At 71.9% G+C, this 19,904-nt stretch carries 17 protein-coding genes; 6 read left to right on the top strand and 11 right to left on the bottom strand.

Translation table 11 applies throughout. The features are described 5' to 3' along the window. The first annotated feature begins 356 nt into the window (after positions 1-356). Entirely contained in the window at positions 357-1,706 is a 1,350-nt protein-coding gene (locus NLX94_RS25265) for a hypothetical protein (RefSeq protein ID WP_254385332.1), read from the top strand. A gap of 278 nt (positions 1,707-1,984) precedes the next feature. Beyond that, the gene (locus NLX94_RS25260) at positions 1,985-2,215 is read left to right on the top strand and encodes a DUF2277 domain-containing protein (protein WP_254385331.1); all 231 of its coding nucleotides are present in this window, start codon (positions 1,985-1,987) and stop codon (positions 2,213-2,215) included. A 24-nt stretch (positions 2,216-2,239) separates the two neighbouring features. On the opposite strand, the gene NLX94_RS25255 is transcribed toward NLX94_RS25260, so the two are convergent. From NLX94_RS25255 to NLX94_RS25230, 6 genes are all read right to left on the bottom strand, one after another. Beyond that, complete coding sequence (locus tag NLX94_RS25255; RefSeq protein WP_254385330.1) at positions 2,240-3,142, bottom strand: universal stress protein; 903 nt, start codon at positions 3,140-3,142, stop codon at positions 2,240-2,242. Between the two features lie 173 nt (positions 3,143-3,315). Next, entirely contained in the window at positions 3,316-3,849 is a 534-nt protein-coding gene (locus NLX94_RS39070) for a hypothetical protein (RefSeq protein WP_302170435.1), read from the bottom strand. Positions 3,850-4,838: 989 nt separating this feature from the next. Next, the gene (locus tag NLX94_RS25245; RefSeq protein WP_254385329.1) at positions 4,839-5,462 is read right to left on the bottom strand and encodes a DedA family protein; all 624 of its coding nucleotides are present in this window, start codon (positions 5,460-5,462) and stop codon (positions 4,839-4,841) included. Positions 5,463-5,633: 171 nt separating this feature from the next. Next, on the bottom strand, positions 5,634-7,286 hold the full coding sequence (locus NLX94_RS25240) for an alkaline phosphatase D family protein (RefSeq protein ID WP_254385328.1): 1,653 nt from the start codon (positions 7,284-7,286) through the stop codon (positions 5,634-5,636). Positions 7,287-7,404: 118 nt separating this feature from the next. Next, positions 7,405-8,076 (bottom strand): HNH endonuclease family protein, encoded by a 672-nt coding sequence (locus NLX94_RS25235; protein WP_254385327.1) that lies wholly within the window; start codon positions 8,074-8,076, stop codon positions 7,405-7,407. A 367-nt stretch (positions 8,077-8,443) separates the two neighbouring features. Beyond that, a complete protein-coding gene (locus NLX94_RS25230) occupies positions 8,444-8,671 on the bottom strand; it encodes a hypothetical protein (protein ID WP_254385326.1) in 228 nt (75 codons plus the stop codon). Positions 8,672-8,759: 88 nt separating this feature from the next. Here NLX94_RS25230 and NLX94_RS25225 point away from each other — a divergent pair, with 88 nt between their 5' ends. After that, positions 8,760-9,212 (top strand): VOC family protein, encoded by a 453-nt coding sequence (locus NLX94_RS25225; RefSeq protein ID WP_254385325.1) that lies wholly within the window; start codon positions 8,760-8,762, stop codon positions 9,210-9,212. Between the two features lie 849 nt (positions 9,213-10,061). On the opposite strand, the gene NLX94_RS25220 is transcribed toward NLX94_RS25225, so the two are convergent. Next, entirely contained in the window at positions 10,062-10,742 is a 681-nt protein-coding gene (locus NLX94_RS25220) for an HAD-IA family hydrolase (RefSeq protein ID WP_254385324.1), read from the bottom strand. Positions 10,743-11,881: 1,139 nt separating this feature from the next. On the opposite strand from NLX94_RS25220, the gene NLX94_RS25215 reads away from it, so the two are divergent. Next, the gene (locus NLX94_RS25215; protein ID WP_254385323.1) at positions 11,882-13,942 is read left to right on the top strand and encodes an MFS transporter; all 2,061 of its coding nucleotides are present in this window, start codon (positions 11,882-11,884) and stop codon (positions 13,940-13,942) included. A gap of 64 nt (positions 13,943-14,006) precedes the next feature. Here NLX94_RS25215 and NLX94_RS25210 read toward each other — a convergent pair whose 3' ends face one another. After that, a complete protein-coding gene (locus NLX94_RS25210) occupies positions 14,007-14,525 on the bottom strand; it encodes a GNAT family N-acetyltransferase (RefSeq protein WP_254385322.1) in 519 nt (172 codons plus the stop codon). Positions 14,526-14,630: 105 nt separating this feature from the next. Between NLX94_RS25210 and NLX94_RS25205 the strand changes: the two genes are divergently transcribed. Beyond that, positions 14,631-15,026 carry a nuclear transport factor 2 family protein gene (locus tag NLX94_RS25205; protein WP_254385321.1) on the top strand — a complete coding sequence of 132 codons (396 nt, stop codon included), beginning with the start codon at positions 14,631-14,633 and terminating at the stop codon, positions 15,024-15,026. 136 nt (positions 15,027-15,162) lie between these two features. On the opposite strand, the gene NLX94_RS25200 is transcribed toward NLX94_RS25205, so the two are convergent. Further along, positions 15,163-15,504: an antibiotic biosynthesis monooxygenase gene (locus tag NLX94_RS25200; RefSeq protein ID WP_254385320.1), complete on the bottom strand. Its 342-nt coding sequence runs from the start codon at positions 15,502-15,504 to the stop codon at positions 15,163-15,165. 134 nt (positions 15,505-15,638) lie between these two features. On the opposite strand from NLX94_RS25200, the gene NLX94_RS25195 reads away from it, so the two are divergent. After that, complete coding sequence (locus NLX94_RS25195; protein WP_254385319.1) at positions 15,639-17,678, top strand: bifunctional glycosyltransferase 87/phosphatase PAP2 family protein; 2,040 nt, start codon at positions 15,639-15,641, stop codon at positions 17,676-17,678. Positions 17,679-17,986: 308 nt separating this feature from the next. Here NLX94_RS25195 and NLX94_RS25190 read toward each other — a convergent pair whose 3' ends face one another. Continuing rightward, positions 17,987-18,337 (bottom strand): DUF6193 family natural product biosynthesis protein, encoded by a 351-nt coding sequence (locus NLX94_RS25190; protein ID WP_254385318.1) that lies wholly within the window; start codon positions 18,335-18,337, stop codon positions 17,987-17,989. Between the two features lie 153 nt (positions 18,338-18,490). After that, entirely contained in the window at positions 18,491-19,735 is a 1,245-nt protein-coding gene (locus tag NLX94_RS25185) for a cytochrome P450 (protein WP_254385317.1), read from the bottom strand. Positions 19,736-19,904: the final 169 nt, after the last annotated feature.

Raw genomic sequence — 19,904 nt, 5'->3', positions numbered from 1 at the left:
GCGAATCCCCTCCCAGCGCCGCCGAATGTGGTTGTATGTGAGGCACCTGTTACGGGGGGTCACCCGCAGGTATCGGGGGGTCCGCTGTGCGGATTCAAGTTCGAGTTGAGCGGGTTCCGTGGATCCCGCACGGCATGGCTGTAGTGATCGACTGCCCAGACGGCGAAGTCCCCGTGCTCTGGGCGCGTGACGACGTACCCGAGACGGTCGTCATTCAGCAGCGTGTCGCGCTGGAAGCGCGACTGAGCGCACAGCAGCCGCAGTAGCGGCGCACACCTCACACCCTCACAGAGAACGGGCCTGCCGCCTCCTTGCCCGAGCCGGCGGCAGGCCCTCGCGCGCCCCAAGGGGGATTCATGGCGTACGCGGAGAAGGTCTTCAAGGTCCGCAACGGCAAGCAGACGAAGCAGTTCAGCTGGAAGTCGAAGTACAAGAAGCCTGATGGCACTTGGGGCACGGAGTCCGGGTTCAGCACGAAGGCGGCAGCTCTCGACTTCGGCGGCGAGCAGGAGGCCGCCGTCCGCCGCGGCAACTGGATCGACCCGAAGCTTCAGCGGCAGCACTTTGGAGTCTTCGTCAGGAAGACGTGGATGCCGGCCAAGGCCAAGCGAGGCAACACTGTAGACCGGCGCTGGAACAACCTGGATGGGCACATTTTCCCTCGATGGGAACACGTGGCCCTGAACGCGATCACCTGGTTCGATGTGGACGCTTGGCAGCAGACCCTCACGTGCGACGACGTGACGAGGGGGCACTGCGTAAGCCTGATGTCCACGATCCTGACCGGCGCCGTCGACGCACAGCACCTCCTCGTCAACCCGCTCTACGGCCGCCGGCGCACGCAGGCGACAGCGGCCGCGGCGAGGCCGAAGAAGAGCCAAGAGGACAAGTGGGCCCCCGTCGAGGTCGTGCTCCGCGTCGCCGACCGGATGGGCCCCGTCAACGGCCTCCACGTGCTCACCACTGCCTTCACCGGGCTCGGCTGGGGTGAAGGCGCCGCCCTCCACCGGGACAACACGCTCCTGCGTCGGCGCCAGGCCCACGACGGCGGGTGGTTCGAGTGCCCGGTCATCCGCGTTGATTCCCAGGTCGGCACCCTCGCCGAGTACACCCGTCGGGGGCCGGAGGGCGAGAGGCTGGGCGGCGTGCTCCAGCTCGAGCCGCCGAAGAACGACGAGGCACGGCCCCGCGACATCGACATCCCGCCCTTCCTCGAGCAGCTGCTCCGATACCACCTCGCGGACTGGCCGCACGCGTACGTGTTCTCTACGCCTAAGGGGAAGTTCTGGCGGCGCGGGAACTTCGGCCGCGCGCAGCTTCGGCCGGCGGCAGACGGACGACCCCGACTGCCGCGCGTGAAGGGGCATGCCGCGCGCCCGGCATGGTCTCCGGTCATGATGGGCCTGACGATGCGGGACCTGCGGCACACGCACGATACGTATCAGGATCAGATCGGGGTGAAGGCGTCCCTGGCGTACGAGCAGGCGGGGCACCTGCGACCGGGGATCAAGAGGGTGTACCAACATCCCACCCCGGCGATGCGGGTGGAACGGCTTGCCGGACTTGAGGAACTCTACGAGCGCGGAATGCGTAACCTGGGCTGGACGGCGCTGTGGGGGCGCGTGAGTCTGACCAAGAAGTCCCGAGCGTCGGATCTCCCAAATATCCCCCAAACGATCTTCGTGGCCTCAGCTCCTGCCGCATAAGCCCTGGTCAGTGGCCATGGGTCCCCTGCTTCGGGCCTGGATATAGCGACTCTTACAAAGCAGATGTCGGCGGTTCGAAACCGTCCGCGCCCACCAGCGAAAAGACCCCCCGCCGATCACGGCGGGGGGTCTTTTGCATGGAGATCTGACACCAAGGAGCGCCCTCTCCGGTGGCCGGCTGAGGGGCACGGGGCAAGGGGTGCTCACGTCGGGAGTGGGGCGTGGGGCGGGCCCCGCAGTTCCGTGACGGGGTGTTCGTGGAGCGGGATAGTGGGGGTATGTGCCGATCGATTAAGACGTTGCGTCCGCCTGCGATTCCGGAGAAGGCGACCGAGGAGGAGATTCGGGCCGCCGCCCTGCAGTTCGTGCGGAAGGTGTCCGGTTTCCGGGCGCCGGCCGCGCACAACCAGGAGGTCTTCGATGCTGCCGTCGACGCGGTCGCGGAGGCTACGAGGGACCTGCTGGAGGGGCTTCACGTCAGGGGGGCGGGGGCGGCCGTGGCCGGGTGAGGGTGGCTGGGTGGGGGCGGGCCGTCAGGCGGCTACGGGGACGGCGTCTTCCTCCAGGGGGACCACCGCGACCGGGCAGCCGGTGTGGAGCAGAACCGCGTTCGTGACGGAGCCCAGGCGCGGGGAGAGCGGGCGCTTGCGGTGACGGCCGATGACCAGGAGGTCCGCGGCCTGGGAAGCGGCGACCAGGTGGCCGGCCGCGTCGCCGGGGGCCGACAGCTGCTCGATCTCCACCTCCGGGAACCGTTCGGCGTACGGGCGCAGGTGTACGGATGCCAGGGCCGCGACCTCGTGGGAGTTGGCGGTCTCCTCGTGCGCGCCCGTGCCGATGGCGCCGGCTGTGGTGAAGGTCCGGCCGGGCCAGGCGTGCGCGGCGACCACCTGGAGCCGGGCCCCGCGCCGGGCCGCCTCGCGGAAGGCGAAGTAGGTGGTGCTGGCGTCGGGGGCCGCGCTGTTGAGGCCGAGTACGACCTGCCCGTACGGGTCGTGCAGCGGCGGCTCGGCGCGCGGGACGACCACCACGGGGCAGGCGGCCTGGCTGGCGCAGGCGATGCCGTTCGAGCCGAGGAGCAGGCTGGCGAAACCGCCGCGGCCGCGCGAGCCGAGCACCATCATCTGGGCGTCCTCGCCCAGCCTGGGCAGCACCTGGTCCGGGGCGCCGGGGTACGAGGCGTACTCGATCGGGGGAAGTCCGGCGCGGCCGTCCAGCGCCTCGCGGACCCGGATCAGTACGGGGTCGTCGTCGAGGCCCGACTCGACGAAGGCTCCTGACAGGGCCGCGCCGATGCTGTTCATGTAGAGGCGGGCGTGCACGATCCGCAGCGGGACTCCGGCCATCAGGGCCTGGGAGATGCCCCATTCCAGGGCCCGGTTGCCGTTGGCGGAGCCGTCTACGGCGGCGATCACGGGGCGCGGGCTCTGGTCCATGGCGGGCTCCTTGAGGGGCAGCGGTGCGTGGACTCAGCCTTGCGGGAGGGGCCCCCGGTCGGGAGTGGGGAAAGTCCCGAATGGGGCGGGACCATCGGCCACTCCCGTGTCGGGGAGGGGGAGGGGGGAGGGAGGGGGTGGGCGTACGGGTTCCGGGTGGGCTCGGAGTCGGGTCAGGAGGCGTGGCCCGTGCGGCGGCGCAGGATCCAGGCGCCGGCGCCCAGTGCGGCGGCCACGAGGGAGCCGCCGATGGCGATCTGGCCCGGGCTCATGGAGTCGACGCTGCCGCCGAGTCCGCCCCGGGCGGCGCCCGGGATGATGTTCAGCGCCACGGTGACGCGTTCGCCGCCGGGGCCGCCGCACTCGAAGGTGACGGGATGTGAGCCGGCGCTGATGTTCCGGGAAGTGGTGGCGGCGCCGAAGAGGTTGGTGGCCTCGGCGTTGCCGGGGGTCAGCCAGACGTCGCCGAAGGCGCGGGAGGTGGCCTTGCCGGTGCGGGTGCCGCAGCCGGTGACGTTGAGGCTGACCCGGCCTCCGGGGGCGACGTTGGTCGGGGAGACACTGCCGGAGGGCTGGGCCTGGGCGAGGGTCGGTGGCGCGGCCGCGGTGAAGGCGAGGGTCGCGGCGGCGATCGCCAGCAGGCGGGGGAGGGGGCGGTACGGGTGGCGGCTGTGGGGGGTTTCGGGGGCGTGGGGGGTGGCGGGCATGGAGAGGGCTCCTCGGGCTCCGGGAACAGCGCGGCGCGGATTCGGGTGCGCACCGTTCTCTGGACGCTAGGAGCCCGGCGTGGCCCCGGCGATCGCTGCCGGGTGAACGGGTGAGCCACTGCTCCGCCCGGGGGAGGGGGGAGGGGGAGGGGAGGCGGAGTCCGGGGCGGTCCCCGTGCCCGGGGCCCCGGGGCGGCGTGTCGCGGGCGTGGGCCGACTGGCCTGAAGGTGGCGGGCGGGGCCGGGCGGGTGCTGAGGGCAGGCGTGGGGGCCGGGTGGGGGTGGTGCGCGGGCTGCCTCGGGGTTGTGGGGAGGGTGGGGGCGCGGGCCGGACCGGAACTGGGGCCGGAGGGGGTGACCGGGGGCCGAAGGGGGCCGGCCCGCGAACTGGGGTCGGCGGGGATGGCCTGGGTCGTGCCCGCGAACTGGGGTCGGCGGGGGTGGCCTGGGTCGTGTGCCAGAGGCCGGAGGGGGTGGCCAGGGCCCGTGTGCCAGAGGTGGTGGCGGGCTGGGGCTGCGGTGTGGGCAGCCGGTGGGGGTGGTGCGGGCTGGTCGGGGGCGGAGGGGTGGGTGTGGCTGGTCGGGGGTGGTGGCGGGTTGGCCGGAGGGGGTAGCCGGCGGGGGTGGTGCGGGCTGGTGGGAAGGGGCAGCCGGTGCGGGTTGGCAGGAGGGGGCGGGTGTGGGCTGGTCGGGGATGGAGGGGCGGGTGGCCGGCGTGCGGTGCTCGGCTGCGGTGGGTCGGCGAGGGGCGCCCGGCTGATCGGATGGGGCAGCGCGAGCCGTGCCGCTCGGGCCACGGCCTGCCAGGTGTCCTGCTGGGCGGTGGGGCGGGTGGCCGGGGGCGTGGAATGCGGCGCTGTGCCGCGGGGTCCGAGGTGGGCCCGGATCGGCGAGGACCTGCGGCGGCAGAGCGGGCTTGAACACTGGCGGCGGTGTTCCCGTCCTCCTTCGCGATGCTGAGCGACCTGGTCGAGGAGGTGGGCGTGGGGTCAGGTGGCCGGGGCGGGGGTGGGGCGGCGGACTACGAAGGCGGCCAGGGAGCCGGCGGCGAAGAGGGCGATCAGGGAGATCGCGGTGCCGAGCCAGGTGGTGCCCAGCCACTGGGTGCCGAAGTAGCCGAGGGCGATGCTGTACCCGGCCCAGGCGAGGGCGGCCAGGACCGACCAGGGCAGGAACTCCCGGACCTTGCGGTGGGTCTTGCCCGCGCCCAGGGAGACCACCGAGCGGCCGGCCGGGGCGAAGCGGGCCACCACGACCAGGGCGCCGCCGCCGCGGGCGAGTGCGGTGCCGAGGCGCTCGTGGGCCCGGGTGAGCCGGCGTGAACGGGCGATGGCCCGGTCGAGCCGGGCCCCGCCCCGCCGGGCCAGCCGGTACGCCGCCATGTCGCCCAGTACCGAGGCGGTGACGGCTGTTACCAGCAGCGCCAGGATGTCCGGGACCTGGGACTGCACGGGCACGGGGCCCGCCGCCCCGGCCGCCGCCGCGGCGGCAGCGGCGGTGACCACCAGTACCCCGCTCGGCAGCACCGGCAGGAACACGTCGAGCAGGATGGACAGCGCCACGAGGGCGTAGATCCACGGGCTCGAAGCCAGCGAGCCCAGAGTCTCAAGCAAAACGGGACTCCCCAGTCCGGTTGACGTGCCTCGGCGTGAGGCGCCGCGACGTCGCGGGGGAGCGGCAGGGGCGGCTGACAGCGGAACAGCGTACGCCGGGTGTCCACGGACCGGACGCCCGGGTCGGTGCTCCGGTGTCTGCCAGTGCGGAGGCCGTCAGTGCGGCGGCCGTCAGTCCGCAGGTGTGAGGTCTCGGTCCAGGACCGTCACCAGGCGGGGCCCCTTGCGGGCCTGGTCCAGGCGCAGCCGCGCGGAGCGCCCCGACAGAACCAGCGTCATGAGCTGGTTGCCGAAGAACGGCCCGCCCGTACGCCGCCAGCTCAGCGGGGGCCGGCCCGTCCGGCCGTGCCGGGAGAAGCCCCGCCCCAGCCAGCGGCCCAGCCGGGACCAGCCCAGCCGGAAGCCCCATTTCACGGCGGTGTGGATGGAGTTGTGGACCGGGGAACAGGTCAGCTGGAACACCTGTGCCGTGCTGGGTATTCGGGGTTCGGCCACGTACGCGTGGTGCACGTCCCCCGAGAGCACGCAGACCGTCGCCGGCGCCCGGGGTCCCGTGCCCACCTCCTCGATCAGGTCGCTCAGCATCGCGAAGGAGGACGGGAACGCCGCCCAGTGCTCAAGATCGCTCCGTCGGCGCAGGTCCTCGCCGATCCGGGCCCACCTCGGGCCCCGCTCCCCGCGGCACAGCGCGGCATTCCACACCTCCGCGTCGTGCACGAGCGGCGGCATCAGCCAGGGCAGCGAGGACCCGATGAGGAGGTGGTCGTAACCCCCGTGTCCGGCGAGCGCGTTCTCGCGGAGCCACTGCTGCTCCGCCGGGTCGAGCATGGCCCGCGCGTCCTCGGTGAGCACCCGGGCGGCCCGGGTGTCCACCATCAGCAGCCGGGACCGGCCGAAGTCGCGGCGGTAGCTCCACCGCACCCCGGCCGGGTCGGCGTCCGCCGAGGTGGCGAAGGCCCGTAGCGCGTCGGTGCCGTCGGGGGCCGCCCGGACCGCCTCGAACACGGGATCGGCCGCCAGCTCGGCCGGGGAGAGGTTGCCGAGGTGCTGGTACACCCAGTACGACATGAGGCCGCTGACGACCCGCTCCTGCCACCACGGGGTGGCGCGCATCTCCGCCAGCCACGCGGCGCTGGTGTTCCAGTCGTCGATGACGTCGTGGTCGTCGAACATGTGCAGGCTCGGGACGGTGGAGAGCAGCCAGCGGATCTCCGGATCGAGCCAGGACTCGTAGTAGAGCCGGGTGTACTCCTCGAAGTCCGCGACCTGGGCGCCGGGGGCCTCGCGGAGGTCCCGCCGGGCCGCCAGCCACTGGCGGGTGGAGCGGGAGAGCTGGTCCGCGTACACCTGGTCGCCGAGGAGGAGCAGTACATCGGGCCGTACCGCCTCCGGGTCGGCGGCCAGGTCGGCGGCGAGGGTGTCGAGCGCGTCGGGACCGTGCGGTCCGCGCCGGCCGGCCGGCGGGGCGGCCTGGCGGCAGGAGCCGAAGGTGAGGCGGAGGGAGGGGGCGGTCGCGGAGCCGGGCCTTCCCGCGGGCGGGGTGGTGATGGTGCTCGCGGGGAACGGGCTGTCGGGCAGCGGCCAGACCCGGAGGCCGTCGAGGAGCACCTCGTAGGACGTGGTGGAGTCCGGGGTGAGGCCGGTGACGGTGATCAGGGCGTAGTGGTGGCCGGCTATCTGGAAGGTGCGGACGCTCCCGCCGGCGCCGTCGGCGCAGCGCACCTCGGCGGTGCACGGGCGGTCCGCCTCGATCCACAGGGTGGCGGAGTCGCCCGCGTCCCAGTCGACGTGGCGCAGCAGCGGTCCCAGGCGCAATGCCCCCATGCAACTCCCCCTCCTTCGTCCGACGTTGCCGTGTGATCACCGTACGACGGGGAGGGGGTGGTCCACCTCCCCCTGGCGGGGGAAAGATCCTTGGCCAGGGGTGGAGGTGGGGGGTGCGTCAGCAGGCGTTGAGGACGTTGACCAGGGCCGTCTTCTCCGTCGAGTCCATGCTCAGGGCCCAGTACTGCTTGACCTGGACCCACATGCGCGCGTAGGTGCAGCGGTAAGCGGTGCGCGGCGGCAGCCACTTGCCGGGGTCGAGGTCGCCCTTGGCCTGGTTCACGTTGTCGGTGACCGCGATGAGCTGGGGGCGGGTGAGGTCGTTCGCGAACTGCTGGCGCTTGGCGGTGGTCCAGGAGTTGGCGCCCGAACGCCAGGCCTCGGCGAGGGGGACCATGTGGTCGATGTCGACGTCGGAGGCGGCCGTCCAGGTGGCGCCGTCGTACTCGGAGTACCAGCTGCCGCTGACGGCGGCACAGGAGGAGTCCTGGACCACGCCCGAACCGTCGCGCTTGAGGACGGTCTCGCGGGTGTTGCAGGTGCCGGAGACGGTGCTCCAGTGGGGGAAGAGGTCGCGGCTGTAACCGCTGGTGGATCCCTCGGTCTTCGGGGTGACGGTGGCGAGGTAGGAGCGGGCGGCCGCGGCGCTGATGGGGGTGGGAGGGGAGGCGGCGGCGGTGGGGGCGGTGAGGAGGGTGGTGAGGGTGGCTGCCGCGGCTATGGCGGCGAGCGTGCCGAGTCGACGCGCGTAGACGGAGGGCGCGGAGGTGCGGGAGGGGGTGGAGGTCATGAGGGGCTCCTGGGTGGGAGGGGGGGGAGGGGGGTGGTGGTCGGTCTGTGGGGTGCGTCCGTGGGTGTGCTGTGGCGTGGCCATGCTGGCCGTGCCGGGTTTCGTGGGGGTGGGCGCGAGGTGACAGTCTGAAGGCATGAGCATGTCATGGCGAGGTGGGTGACGGGCCCTGGGGTGGGGGGAGTTGGGGTTCTGGGGTGGTTCGGGTGGGGGTAGGGCTAATGTTCCCGGTCTGGTGCGAGCCTGGGGCCTGCCTCTGTGTTCGGGGCGGTCGGGGTTGGGGGCGGGGGCGGAGTCGCTGTACCGGCAGCGGGCATGGCAACGGCGCCGCACCCCGTCGTTCGGGGGGCGGCGCCGTGAACCGGAATCAGAGTCCGGTGGTGAAGGGGTTGTTGTGGACTGCGTTGGAGCTGTAGGTGGTCCGGTCCTTGCGCAGTTGCTCGGTGCGCTCCAGCTCGATCAGGAGGCCTTCCGTCGACTCGGAACGACGGCGCCTTTCCCGGCGCATCACCTTGACGACGGCGTACAGCCCTGCGATCCCCATCAAGGTGAAGAGGACGATCAGTTCGGTCATGACGGTTCCCCCCGTGGTCATGCTCTCCGCCTGCGCGTTCTCCGGTGTTCCGGGTGCGCCACTGCTGACCGTACCCGCCGTTGTCAGACCTGTCTGTGAGGCTGGGGTCATGGAGACCACCTTGCAGCTGACCGTCGACTGCGCCGATCCGCGGGTGATGGTGACGTTCTGGACCGAAGCGCTGGGCTATGTGCCGGAGCCGGCGCCGGACGGGCACGCGACGTGGCGTGCGTACTGGGAGGGCATGGGCGTGCCCGCGGAGGAATTGCCCGAAGGGGTGGGGGATGTGCCGGAGTCGATCGTGGATCCGTCCGGGCGGGGGCCCCGGGTGTGGTTCCAGGAGGTGCCGGAGCCCAAGGCCGGCAAGAACCGGGTGCACCTGGATCTGAAGGTCAGCGGCGGGCGCGGTGTTCCGATGGAGCTCCGGAGACAGAGGGTCGACGCCACGGTGGAGCGGCTGACCGGGGCGGGGGCGACTGTGCTTCGGGTGCTGGATGAGTTGGACAGTCACTACGGGGTGGTGCTGCAGGACCCTGAGGGGAACGAGTTCTGCGTCGCGTGAGGCGGTAGGGGCATCGGCCGTCGTCGGCGGTGCCGGGCTGCTGGGGCGGGGCAGGGCCGAGGGGCCCGGCATGGCCGGTCGGGTGTGTCTGGTGGGGATGGGTGCGGCGAGGGGGTGCGGGCTGGCCGGGCCGGGGGAGCAGGGCGGGGCTTGGCCGGGTGGGGAGCGGCGGCCCGCCTGCTGGGCTTGGGTCCGTCAGCGGGTCTGGTCATGGGGGCGGAGGCGGCCCGGGTCTGCCGCCGAGGTCCGCTGGGCGGTCTGGCCGCCTGGGTCTGCCGCCAGGCTCCGCCGCAGGGGTTGGCTCCTCAGCCTGCCCGCTCGGGTCAGCGGTCGGGGCCTGTTGTCCGGGGCCGTGGGGAGCCTGGTCGGCGGGGTGGCCGTCAGGGTCTGCTGCCCTGGGCGGCCGCCGAGGTCCGCTGTCCCGGTTGGTAGCTCGTGTCTGTCGCCGGGGTTCGTCGGTGAGGGCTGGCCGCCTGGGTCTGCCGTCGGGCTTTGCTGCCGGGTCTGATCGTCCGGGTCTGCCGCCGGGGGCGCTGCCTTGGGGCTTTCGCCGGCGTCTGTTGTTTGGGCTGTCGGGGGAGTCTGGTCGGCGGGGTGGCCGGCAGGGGCGGTTGCTCGGTTGGCCGTCAGGGTGTGCTGTCCGGGGTAGCTGCTGAGGTCCGCTGCCTCGCCTGGTAGCTCGTGTCTGTCAGCGGGGTTCGTCGGTGAGGGCTGGCCGCCCGGGCTGTCGCTGGGGGCTCGTGGAGGGGCTCCTGCGGGGGTTCCGTCGTCGGAGTTGCGTGCCGGGGCGGGGCGGGGTGGCTCGGGTCGGCTGGTGGGCCGGTCGGGCGGGCGCCGGGGGTGGGGTCGTTAGGGCTGGTGGAGGGTGAGGGTGATGGAGCCGTCGGGGGAGGGGGTGACGGTGACGGCGGTCAGGTCGGGGACGTGGGCGGTGGGGCCGTGGGCGGCGGCGCGGGGGCCTACGCCGACGACCCGCATGCCCGCCGCCTGGCCTGCGGCGATGCCGGCGGCCGAGTCCTCGAAGACGATGCAGTCGGCCGGGTCCACGCCGAGGGCGGCGGCACCCATCAGGAAGCCCTCCGGGTCGGGCTTGCTGGCCTGTACGGACTCGGCGGTGACCCGGACCTCGGGCATGGGCAGGGCGGCGGCCGTCATCCGGGCCGTGGCCAGGGCCTTGTCGGCGGAGGTGACCAGGGCGTGCGGGAGGGTGCGGAGGGCGGCCATGAAGGCGGGAGCGCCGCCGACCGGTACTACGCCCTCGGTGTCGGCGGTTTCGCGGGCGAGCATCACCGCGTTCTCGGCGAAGTTCTCTTCCATCGGGCGGTCCGGGAGGAGGATCGCCATCGTGGCGTAGCCCTGGCGGCCGTGGACCACCTTGAGGGTCTCCTCCGGGTTCAGGCCGTGGGCCACGGCCCAGTCGTACCAGCAGCGCTCGACCACCGCGTCCGAGTTGACGATGGTGCCGTCCATGTCCAGGAGCAGGGCCTTGGCGGTCAGGACGGTGGGGGCGGTGGTGGTGCTGGCCGGCATCGGAGGGGCTCCAGACGGGACGGGAAAGAGAACAAGTGGTTCCGTCCACCGGTCAGGGAGTGAGGACGGAACCACTTTGTTCCTGAAGAATACAAAACGAGGAGGGGTGCTCGCCACCGGATCCGGTGTGTTCTATCCCTCCAACGCGCGAGGGGTCGCCGGACCGTAGGCGCCCCAGGGGTCCTCGCCTGGAACGTCGACACCGCCGCTTGCGTGTGGGCGCGCCGTACCGGCCGTCGTATTTCCCGCGGTAGATGCCCTGTGCAGCCAGCAGGCGCTGGAGCTTCTCCACCTCGGGGCCCGAATACCCATAGCGGGGGGTCGGTGCCTGTGTCGGAGGCCGCGCGGCCGGTGCGGAGGAGTGGCTCGGGGTGGGGGCCGGGGTGGCCGAGGGAGTCGACGAACGGCTCGGGGTGGGCGAGGACAAGGCCGAGGGGGCGGGGAAAGGGACGTCGACCGGGAGGGGGCGGCGGAGATGGAGGGGGAGGTCGAGGGGGTCGGGGCGGTGGCGGTGCTCGCGGTGGGCTGCGGTCTGGGTGAGGGCGGTCGAGGGCTTCGCGTCGGCGAGGCTCGCTCCGGCGAGGCGTAGTCCAAGGCGGCCCTCGAAACGAGGACGGCCGCGCCGATCGCCGCGAAGGCGGCCGCGGCGGTGGGGACTGTGCGGGTTCGGTGCCGCGAGGGTCTGGGCCCGCCCGGTCCGTCCGGCCGGGCTGTGCCGCTCGCGCCGTCCATCCCGTGTGCTGTGTGAGGCGGGATGCCGTGGGCCCCTGCGGGGGCTTCGGGTGACCTGTACGAGTCGTGGGCTCCGGGCGTCGCGTAGGGGTCGTACGCCGGGACCGGGCGCAGCTGCATCGTTTCTTCAGGAAGGGACGCTACGGGGGTCCCGTACGAGGGAGTCTCGGCCCCGGGCAGCAGCGGTGCGGCTTGGGCGGATTCGGGTGGGTTGGAAGGGTGGGGGGCAGGTGCAGGTTGGGTTTGGGGTGTTGGGTTCCGGGCGGTGGGTGGGGGTCGGGTTTGGGGTTTGCCTGGCTGCTGCCTGCGGATATGGGGACCGCCGGTAACCCGCCCAACCCGCCCGACAGGCCATAACGGGACACACCGCTCAGGATGGAGGAGTCGATCAGCCTGAGGAGGAGCCGATGGTGCAGGACGTGACCACGGAGCCCGGCCCGCGGAAGCGGGCGTCCGGACCCGGCGCCGAGCACGCCTCGCGTGAGGTGCTCGTCTCCATCGGTGCGCTGCTGCTGGGGCTGCTCATCTCCTCGCTCGACCAGACGATTGTGTCGACGGCCCTGCCGACGATCGTCAGCGATCTCGGCGGGATGTCGCACCTGTCATGGGTGGTCACGGCCTACATGCTCGCCTCGACGGCCGCCACGCCGCTGTGGGGCAAGCTCGGGGACCAGTACGGACGCAAGAAGCTCTTCCAGTCCGCCATCGTGATCTTTTTGATCGGGTCCGCCCTGTGCGGGCTGGCGCAGAACATGCCGCAGCTCATCGGCTTCCGGGCGCTGCAGGGGCTGGGCGGCGGCGGGCTGATGGTGCTGTCGATGGCGATCGTCGGAGACATCGTCCCGCCGCGCGAGCGCGGCAAGTACCAGGGGCTCTTCGGCGCGGTCTTCGGGGCCACCAGCGTGCTGGGGCCGCTGCTGGGCGGACTGTTCGTGGACCACCTGTCGTGGCGTTGGGTCTTCTACATCAACCTTCCCATCGGGCTCGTCGCCCTCGTCGTCATCGCTGCGAGCCTGCGCATCCCTGTGCGGACCGAGAAGCACACCATCGACTACCTCGGCACCTTCCTCATCGCCTCCGTCGCGACCTGCCTGGTGCTCGTGGCCTCGCTCGGGGGTACGTGGGGCTGGAGCTCGCCCGAGATCATCGGGCTCGCGGTGCTCGGGCTCGTCCTGCTGGTCGGTTTCGTCCTCGTCGAGCAGCGGGCCGTGGAGCCGGTGCTCCCGCTCAAGCTGTTCCGGATCCGGACCTTCACCCTCTGCTCGCTCATCAGTTTCATCGTCGGGTTCGCGATGTTCGGCGCGATGGTCTACCTGCCGACCTTCCTCCAGGTGGTCCAGGGCGTCTCCCCGACCATGTCGGGCGTCCACATGCTGCCGATGGTGCTCGGACTGCTGATCACCTCCACCGTCTCCGGCCAGATCGTCAGCCGCACCGGACGCTGGAAGGTCTTCCCGATCGCGGGCACGGCCCTGACCGCGATCGGGCTGCTGCTCCTGCACCAGCTGGAGCGCACCAGTTCCACCTGGGAGATGAGCGTCTACTTCTTCGTCTTCGGCGCCGGCCTCGGACTGGTCATGCAGGTGCTCGTCCTCGTGGTGCAGAACTCGGTCAGCTACGCCGACCTCGGCGTCGCCACCTCCGGTGCCACCTTCTTCCGCTCCATCGGCGCCTCCTTCGGTGTCGCCATCTTCGGCACGATCTTCACCAACCGGCTCGACGACAAGCTGGCCGCAGCCCTCAAGGGGATCCCACTGCCGCCGGGGCTGGACGCGGGCAGGCTGGAGGCCGACCCGCGCGCCATCGGCGGCCTTCCCGCGGTGCTGCGACCGCGCGTGCTCGACGCCTACTCCACCTCCATCACCGATGTCTTCCTCTACGCGGCCCCCGTGGTGCTGGTGGCCTTCGTCGTGGCCTGGTTCCTCAAGGAGGACAAGCTGCGCGCCTCGGTGACGGCGCCCGATGTCACCGAGACCCTCGCCTCCAACCCCGTGCAGCGCTCCTCCCGTGAGGAGGTGGCCCGCGCGCTGTCGGTGCTCGGGACCCTCCAGGGCCGCAAGCACGTCTACGAGAAGATCACCGCCAAGGCCGGCTACGACCTGCTGCCCGCCGCCAGCTGGATGCTGCTGCGGATCAACAAGTACGGCACCGTCGACCCGGCCGTGCTGGCCGAGAAGACCATCGTGCCGCTGCGGGCCATCACGGACGCGAGCCGTCAGGTCGAGGAACGCGGGCTGGCCGTCCGCGACGGGCTGTCGCTGGTCCTGACGGAGAAGGGGCGCGACAGCGCGCTGAAGCTGTCGGCCGCGCGGGAGGAGTCGCTCGCCGAGCTGCTCGGCGACTGGTGGGGCCCGGACCGGCCGACCGACCTGTCCGAGCTGGTCGCGGAGATCAACGCGGAGCTCTGCGGTTCCGATTCCGAGGAGCCTTACGAGGCCCTGCCCCGCCGGGACCACTCGGCAAGGTGAGCACGCGCCGAGGTGAACACCCCCGCTGGGTGACCGCTGACCGGCACGATCCGAAAAGGACGGCCTAGGCCAGCCGCTTCTCGAACCAGTGCTCCGCGTAGGGGCCCGAGCTGTACGCGGGTATCTCCGCGTACCCCTGGCGCGCGTACAGCGCGCGGGCCTCCACCAGGTCGGAGCGGGTGTCCAGCCGGACCCGCTCCGCGCCCAGGGCGCGGCCCGCGTCCTCCAGGACCCGGAGCAGGGCCGCCCCGCCGCCCGTGCCGCGGGCGCGCGGGTCCACGTACACCCGGGTCAGCTCGGCGGTGGCGGGGTCCAGGAGGCGTATCCCGCCGCAGGCGAGGGGGCGGCCGTCGAGTCTGCCGACCACGAACCGGCCCGTCGGCGCCGTCAGCTCGTCGTCCGGGAAGTCCAGGAGCCCCTGGTCGATCTCGGCCTCGGTGACGGACCGCCGCCAGTACCGGCCGGCGACCTCCGCGTAGTACGCGCGGCGCAGCTGGATGGCGTCCGGGGTGGTGAACGGCTCGGCGGCGACCTGCCAGGTCCCGCCGGGGGGTGGGGTGGGAAGGGTCTCTTTGCTGGTCATGGCGTCATTGTGGAGCGGCGCCGCGCTGCCCGCGCTGGAATATCCACAGGGCCGGGCCGATGATAGGGAAAAGGGCAAACCGTACCCACGAAGGGCGTGACCGTCATGTCGGAGCATCCTGACTGTGCCCTGATCCGCCGCGGCTACGAGGCCTTCGGCCGGGGCGACATGGAGAAGCTGAGCACGATGATGACGGCCGACGTCATCCAGCACATGCCCGGGAGCGGCCCCCTCTCGGGACACCACAAGGGGCGGGAAGCCGTCTTCGACCTCTACCGCCGCCTCGGCGAAGAGACGAACGGCACATTCAATGTGCATCTCGACAAACTGCTCGCCGACGGCCGCGGCCACGTCATGAGTTTCCACACAACCCGCGCCGACCGGGGCGACCGCGGGATCGAGATCCACGAGGGGATCTTCTTCACGATCGTCGCCGGGAAGATCAGCGACCTCGACGTCTGCACCGAGGACATCGAGGAGAGCGACGCCTTCTGGGCCTGAGGGGCCTGGGAGAGACCTGAGGGGACCGGTAGAGGCCTGAGGGGCCCCAGGAACCCCAGGAGCCCGAAGGGGCCCGAGCGGCCGCACGAGGCGAGCGAGAAGGGCCCGGAGCCGAGGCTCCGGGCCCTTCCGATGCTCAGCCCTGCTTGGGCGCCGCCTGCTGCACGACCTCGAACGACCACACCGACGAGCCCGTGGCGGCGGGCTTCGGGCGCTCGGCGCCGCCCTCGCCGCCCGCCGGAGCACCACCCTGGTGGGCCGCCTTCATGGGCCCCTCCATCCACGCCTGGAAGTCCTCCTCGGAACGCCACCGCGTGTACACGAGATACTGGTCCGTGCCCTCGACGGGCCGCAGCAGCTCGAACCATTCGAAGCCGTCCGAGTTCTCCACGGAGCCGGCACGGGAGGCGAACCGCTGCTCCAGAACCTCTCGCTGCTCGTCCGGGACGGTCAGGGCGTTGATCTTCACGATGCTCATGCCCGCCATCCTAGGTATCGCGCGGGGGATATCGTCGTCCGGGTAAATGAAGCGCGCGGTATGAAACGCAGTACGAAACGCGGCAGCCAGGCGAAGTCAGGGTTGCAGTCAACAGGGCGGGAGGCCGGCGAGGCGTGGCTAACGCGGCGGAGCACAGTGGTGCGAACGGACATGCCGGGGTCATAGGCGGTAGCGGCGGCAGACTCGGGGCCGCACGCCTCATGCTGTGGGCGCTGGCCCTGCTGCTCGCCGTCAGGCAGGCCGCGGTCGTGCTGCGCGTGCCACCGGGCGAGTGGCTCAGCGGCTTCCACCTCCCGGGCAGCCTTCCCGGCTCGCTCTACACGAACGGCCAGTTCACCGGGACCCCCTTCGCGGGGCTGGTCCTCAAGCCGCTCCTGGGGCTCGCCGCACCCTCCCTGGAGGTGGCCTGGACCTGCGTGACCCTGCTGCTCGTCGCCGCCGTCGGGCTGGTCGCCGCGCGCGCCCTGCCCGACCCGGTGCCCCGGCGCACCGCGCTGCTCGCCGCGCCCGTGCTGGTGGCGCTGATGATGGTCTCGCTGCCCGTCCGCGAAGCCGCGCTGCCCGGGCAGACCGCCGTACTGCCGGTGCTGCTGGTGCTCCTCGCCGTGTTCCGGGTGCCGGGCGAGCGCCCCTCGGGGTTCCTGATCGGCCTGGCCGCGGCCCTCCAGCCCGCGCTGCTGCTCTTCGCGCCCCTGCTGTGGCTGTCCGGACGCAGGGCCACTGCCCGCTCCGCCGCCCTGACCTTCGGTGGAGCCGCCGCCCTCTCCTGGGCGGCGCTGCCCAGCGACTCGTGGACGTACTGGATCCAGCACCTGGCCGGCACCGGCCTCGGCGGCGCACCCGACGGCCTCGCCAACCAGTCCGTGCACGGCGCCCTGCTGCGCCTGGGCCTCTCCGGCCCCGGCGAGATCCTGCTCTACGCCGCCCTCGCGGCCGCGATCGTCTGGATCGGCCTGCGCCGCGCCGCCCGCTACGCCCGCGACGGCCAGCTGCTGCTCGCCGTCGCCATCACCGGCTGCGTCGCCGTCGCCGTGTCCCCGACCGGCTGGCGCCACCAGCTGCTCTGGGTGCTGCTCGCCGTCGCCGGCAAGGTGGGCAAGCGGGCCGCCGACCGGCCGGTGTGGCCGGTCGCCGTCGTGCTCGCCATGACCCTGCCGAGCACCGTGCTGCTGCCCAACCTGGTCGCGCTGGCCCCCGTACGGGACAACGTGCTGCTCCTCGCGGCCCTCGCGGCGGCCTGCGCCGTGCCGTTCCTGCCGCGCTCCTCCCCGCACTGGCGCGAGCCGGTCCCCACCGCCTACGGGCGGCCCGCGCCCGCGCGGTGGGCGCGGGTGCCGCTGCTGCCGTTCTGGCGGCGGGTGCTGTCGCGGCCGAATCTGTTGCTGGAACTGCTGCTGATACGGGTCGGGTACTCGCTCTACTCGCACATCCGCGCCGCCGCGCCCACCAGCCGGAGCCTGGCGGAGGGCAACGGCAGCCAGATCCACGGGATCGAGAAGGCGCTCGGCATCGACATCGAGCTCGCCGTGAACCACGCGGTGGTGAACACGCCGTGGCTGGAGGCGTTCTTCAACTTCTACTACACGTCGTTCCATTTCGTGGTCCCGCTCGGGATCCTCGCGGTGCTGTACTGGCGCCGGCCCAAGGACTACCGCTGGGCTCGGGCCTCGCTGGGACTTGCGACCGTGCTGGCGCTCATAGGGTTCTGGCTGTATCCGCTGGCGCCGCCGCGGCTGATGCCGGGGCTGGGCTTCGTGGACACCGTGCACGGGGTGCAGGACCTCGCGAACCCGAGCTACGGGGCCATGACCGCGATCTCCAACCAGTACGCGGCGATGCCCTCGCTGCACTTCGGGTGGTCGCTGTGGTGCGGGGTGGTGATCGTGATGATCGCGCCGAAGGGGTGGCAGAAGGTGCTGGGCGTCCTGCATCCGACGATCACCGTGTGCGCGATCGTCGCCACCGCCAATCACTGGGTGCTCGACGCGGTCGGCGGGGCGGTGGTCGTCGGGGCCGGCTTCGGGCTCGTCTACGTGCTGTCCGGGCCTCGGGGGGATGCGGTGCCGGCCGGGGTGGCCGTGCCGAGGCCTCGGCGACCGGAGCGGGTGGGGGCTGCGGCTTCGGCCTCGGCCGGGGAGCGTACGCGGGCGTAGTCGGCCGGGCCCGCCGGCGGGATGACGAAGGGGTGCCGGGGCGGTGTAGCAGCCCGTCCCGGCACCCCTTCGCGATGGATCGCCGCGTTCTGCCAGGATCCGCCCGTGGGGCGGGTTTCGCCACTCGGAGGTTCGGGCGGGGGTGGGGCCCTGCGGGGCTGTCCCCTACCCGCCCTTCCTCCGTTCCCCGGGGCTCCGCCCCGGACCCCTGCCGCGTGCGGCGCCGTTCCCGGGGGCCAGCCCCCGGACCCCCGCGCCTCAAACGCCGGCGGGGCTGAGTTTGGGCTGAGGTTGGGCTGAGTTCGGCGCTAGTCCCTCGGGAGGTTGGCCACTACCAGGGCTATGGCCGCCCGGGCCGTGTCGGCTTCGCCCAGGACGGTGGTTTGGCGGGGGCCGCGGACGCGGAAGCGGCCGTTGGGGAGGGGTTCCACGGCCGGGGCGGTCACGGCGAAGGGGTGGCCGGCGGAGGCGCTGAACCACAGGGTGAAGTGGCTGGTGTACGGGTAGAGGCGGCGCAGTGCCGGCTCTTCGCGGGCGGCCTCGATGAGGGCCAGGACTCCCTGGCTCATGGGCTCGGACCCGCCGCCGAGATCGACCATCCGCTGCCACGTCGTGGGCAGGCGCTGCCACCGTCTCGCGCTGGGGTCATCGAGGTTCATCCGGGCAGTCTGAGGTCCGGTCCGGCGCCAAGGCAATGATCTCGAAGGCAGCGAGACGGTAACGACCTGCGGGTAACAACCGGGGGACGGCAGGGGCCGGGCGTGGGAGGTGGGGCCCCTGCCGTCCTGGATTACGGGTCGGGCGACGGTACTTCAGCCGTTGCTGACCCGTAGTTCCTTGATGCCGTTCAGCCAGGCCGCGCGCAGGCGGCGCGGGCCTTCGCCGACCAGGCGCAGGTCGGGGAGGGCGTCGGCCAGGGCGTTGAACATCAGGTCGATCTCCATGATGGCCAGGGACTTGCCGAGGCAGAAGTGCGGTCCGCCGCCGCCGAAGCCCAGGTGCGGGTTCGGGTCTCGGGTGATGTCGAAGACCTCGGGGTTCTCGAAGACCTCGGGGTCGTGGTTGGCGGAGGAGTAGAACATGCCGACGCGGTCGCCGGCCTTGATCTTCTGCCCGCCCAGTTCGGTGTCCTGGGTGGCGGTGCGCTGGAAGGACACCACGGGGGTGGCCCAGCGGACGATCTCCTCGGCGGCGGTGGAGGGCCGGGTGCGCTTGTAGAGCTCCCACTGCTCGGGGTGGGTCAGGAAGGCGTGCATGCCGTGGCTGATGGCGTTGCGGGTGGTCTCGTTGCCCGCCACCGCCAGGAGGAGGACGAAGAAGCCGAACTCGTCGGAGCCCAGGTTGCCCTGGCCCTCGGCCGCGACGAGCTGCGTGACGATGTCCTTGGCCGGGCACTCCTTGCGCTCGGCCGCCAGGTTCATCGAGTAGCCGATGATCTCCGCCGCGGCGTTGCCGCCGACCTCGGCGGTGATCGCGTACTCCGGGTCGTCGTACGCGATCATCTTGTTCGACCAGTCGAAGATCCGGGACCGGTCCTCCTGCGGTACGCCGATCAGCTCGGCGATGGCCTGGAGGGGCAGTTCGCACGCGACCTGGGTGACGAAGTCGAAGCTGCCGTCGGCCGAGGCCTCCAGGGCCTCCGCGACGATCTTGCGGGCCCGGTCGCGCAGGGCGTCCTCCAGCCCGCGGATGGCCCGCGGGGTGAAGCCGCGCTGCACGATCTGGCGTACGCGGGTGTGTTCCGGCGGATCCATGTTCAACATGATCAGTCGCTGGGCATCTATCGACTCGCGCTGGATGTGCTCGTTGAAGCGGATGATCGCCGTGTTCGTCGTGGAGGAGAACAGCTCCGGGTGCGTGGAGACGTACTTGACGTCCGCGTGCCGGGTGACGGCCCAGTACCCCTCGTCGTCGAAGCCGGTGACGCCCCGCGGCTGGGGGCACCACCACACGGGTGCGGTCTGCCGCAACTGCGCGAACTCGGGGTAGGGCACCCGGTCTTGGAGTACGTCAGGGTCGGTGGCGTCGAAGCCTTCGGGCAGTGCGGGGCAGGTCATCGGGCGGCTCCAAAGTCTGACGGCCCATCAGAAGTTGGCTTGAAGGTAGTAACGAGTTCTAGAAGTGACAAGGGGCCCCGCGCCAACTGTTGCGTGTGGAATCCGTGTAAGCCGCGTGCAAGACCCTTGCGTACCGGGTCTTCTGGTCATAAGACTGCGGGGAGAACTA

Source organism: Streptomyces sp. TBY4, from assembly GCF_024213195.1.
Classification (GTDB): Bacteria; Actinomycetota; Actinomycetes; order Streptomycetales; family Streptomycetaceae; genus Streptomyces.
This window is presented reverse-complemented; position numbering and strand designations above follow the sequence as displayed.

Bases quoted from the DNA above. Each gene is read 5' to 3' on its own strand.
- NLX94_RS25265 (WP_254385332.1), top strand. From the start codon at position 357: ATGGCGTACGCGGAGAAGGTCTTCAAGGTCCGCAACGGCAAGCAGACG.
- NLX94_RS25260 (WP_254385331.1), top strand. From the start codon at position 1,985: ATGTGCCGATCGATTAAGACGTTGCGTCCGCCTGCGATTCCGGAGAAG.
- NLX94_RS25255 (WP_254385330.1), bottom strand. From the start codon at position 3,142: ATGGACCAGAGCCCGCGCCCCGTGATCGCCGCCGTAGACGGCTCCGCC.
- NLX94_RS39070 (WP_302170435.1), bottom strand. From the start codon at position 3,849: ATGCCCGCCACCCCCCACGCCCCCGAAACCCCCCACAGCCGCCACCCG.
- NLX94_RS25240 (WP_254385328.1), bottom strand. From the start codon at position 7,286: ATGGGGGCATTGCGCCTGGGACCGCTGCTGCGCCACGTCGACTGGGAC.
- NLX94_RS25235 (WP_254385327.1), bottom strand. From the start codon at position 8,076: ATGACCTCCACCCCCTCCCGCACCTCCGCGCCCTCCGTCTACGCGCGT.
- NLX94_RS25230 (WP_254385326.1), bottom strand. From the start codon at position 8,671: ATGACCACGGGGGGAACCGTCATGACCGAACTGATCGTCCTCTTCACC.
- NLX94_RS25225 (WP_254385325.1), top strand. From the start codon at position 8,760: ATGGAGACCACCTTGCAGCTGACCGTCGACTGCGCCGATCCGCGGGTG.
- NLX94_RS25220 (WP_254385324.1), bottom strand. From the start codon at position 10,742: ATGCCGGCCAGCACCACCACCGCCCCCACCGTCCTGACCGCCAAGGCC.
- NLX94_RS25215 (WP_254385323.1), top strand. From the start codon at position 11,882: ATGGTGCAGGACGTGACCACGGAGCCCGGCCCGCGGAAGCGGGCGTCC.
- NLX94_RS25210 (WP_254385322.1), bottom strand. From the start codon at position 14,525: ATGACCAGCAAAGAGACCCTTCCCACCCCACCCCCCGGCGGGACCTGG.
- NLX94_RS25205 (WP_254385321.1), top strand. From the start codon at position 14,631: ATGTCGGAGCATCCTGACTGTGCCCTGATCCGCCGCGGCTACGAGGCC.
- NLX94_RS25200 (WP_254385320.1), bottom strand. From the start codon at position 15,504: ATGAGCATCGTGAAGATCAACGCCCTGACCGTCCCGGACGAGCAGCGA.
- NLX94_RS25190 (WP_254385318.1), bottom strand. From the start codon at position 18,337: ATGAACCTCGATGACCCCAGCGCGAGACGGTGGCAGCGCCTGCCCACG.
- NLX94_RS25185 (WP_254385317.1), bottom strand. From the start codon at position 19,735: ATGACCTGCCCCGCACTGCCCGAAGGCTTCGACGCCACCGACCCTGAC.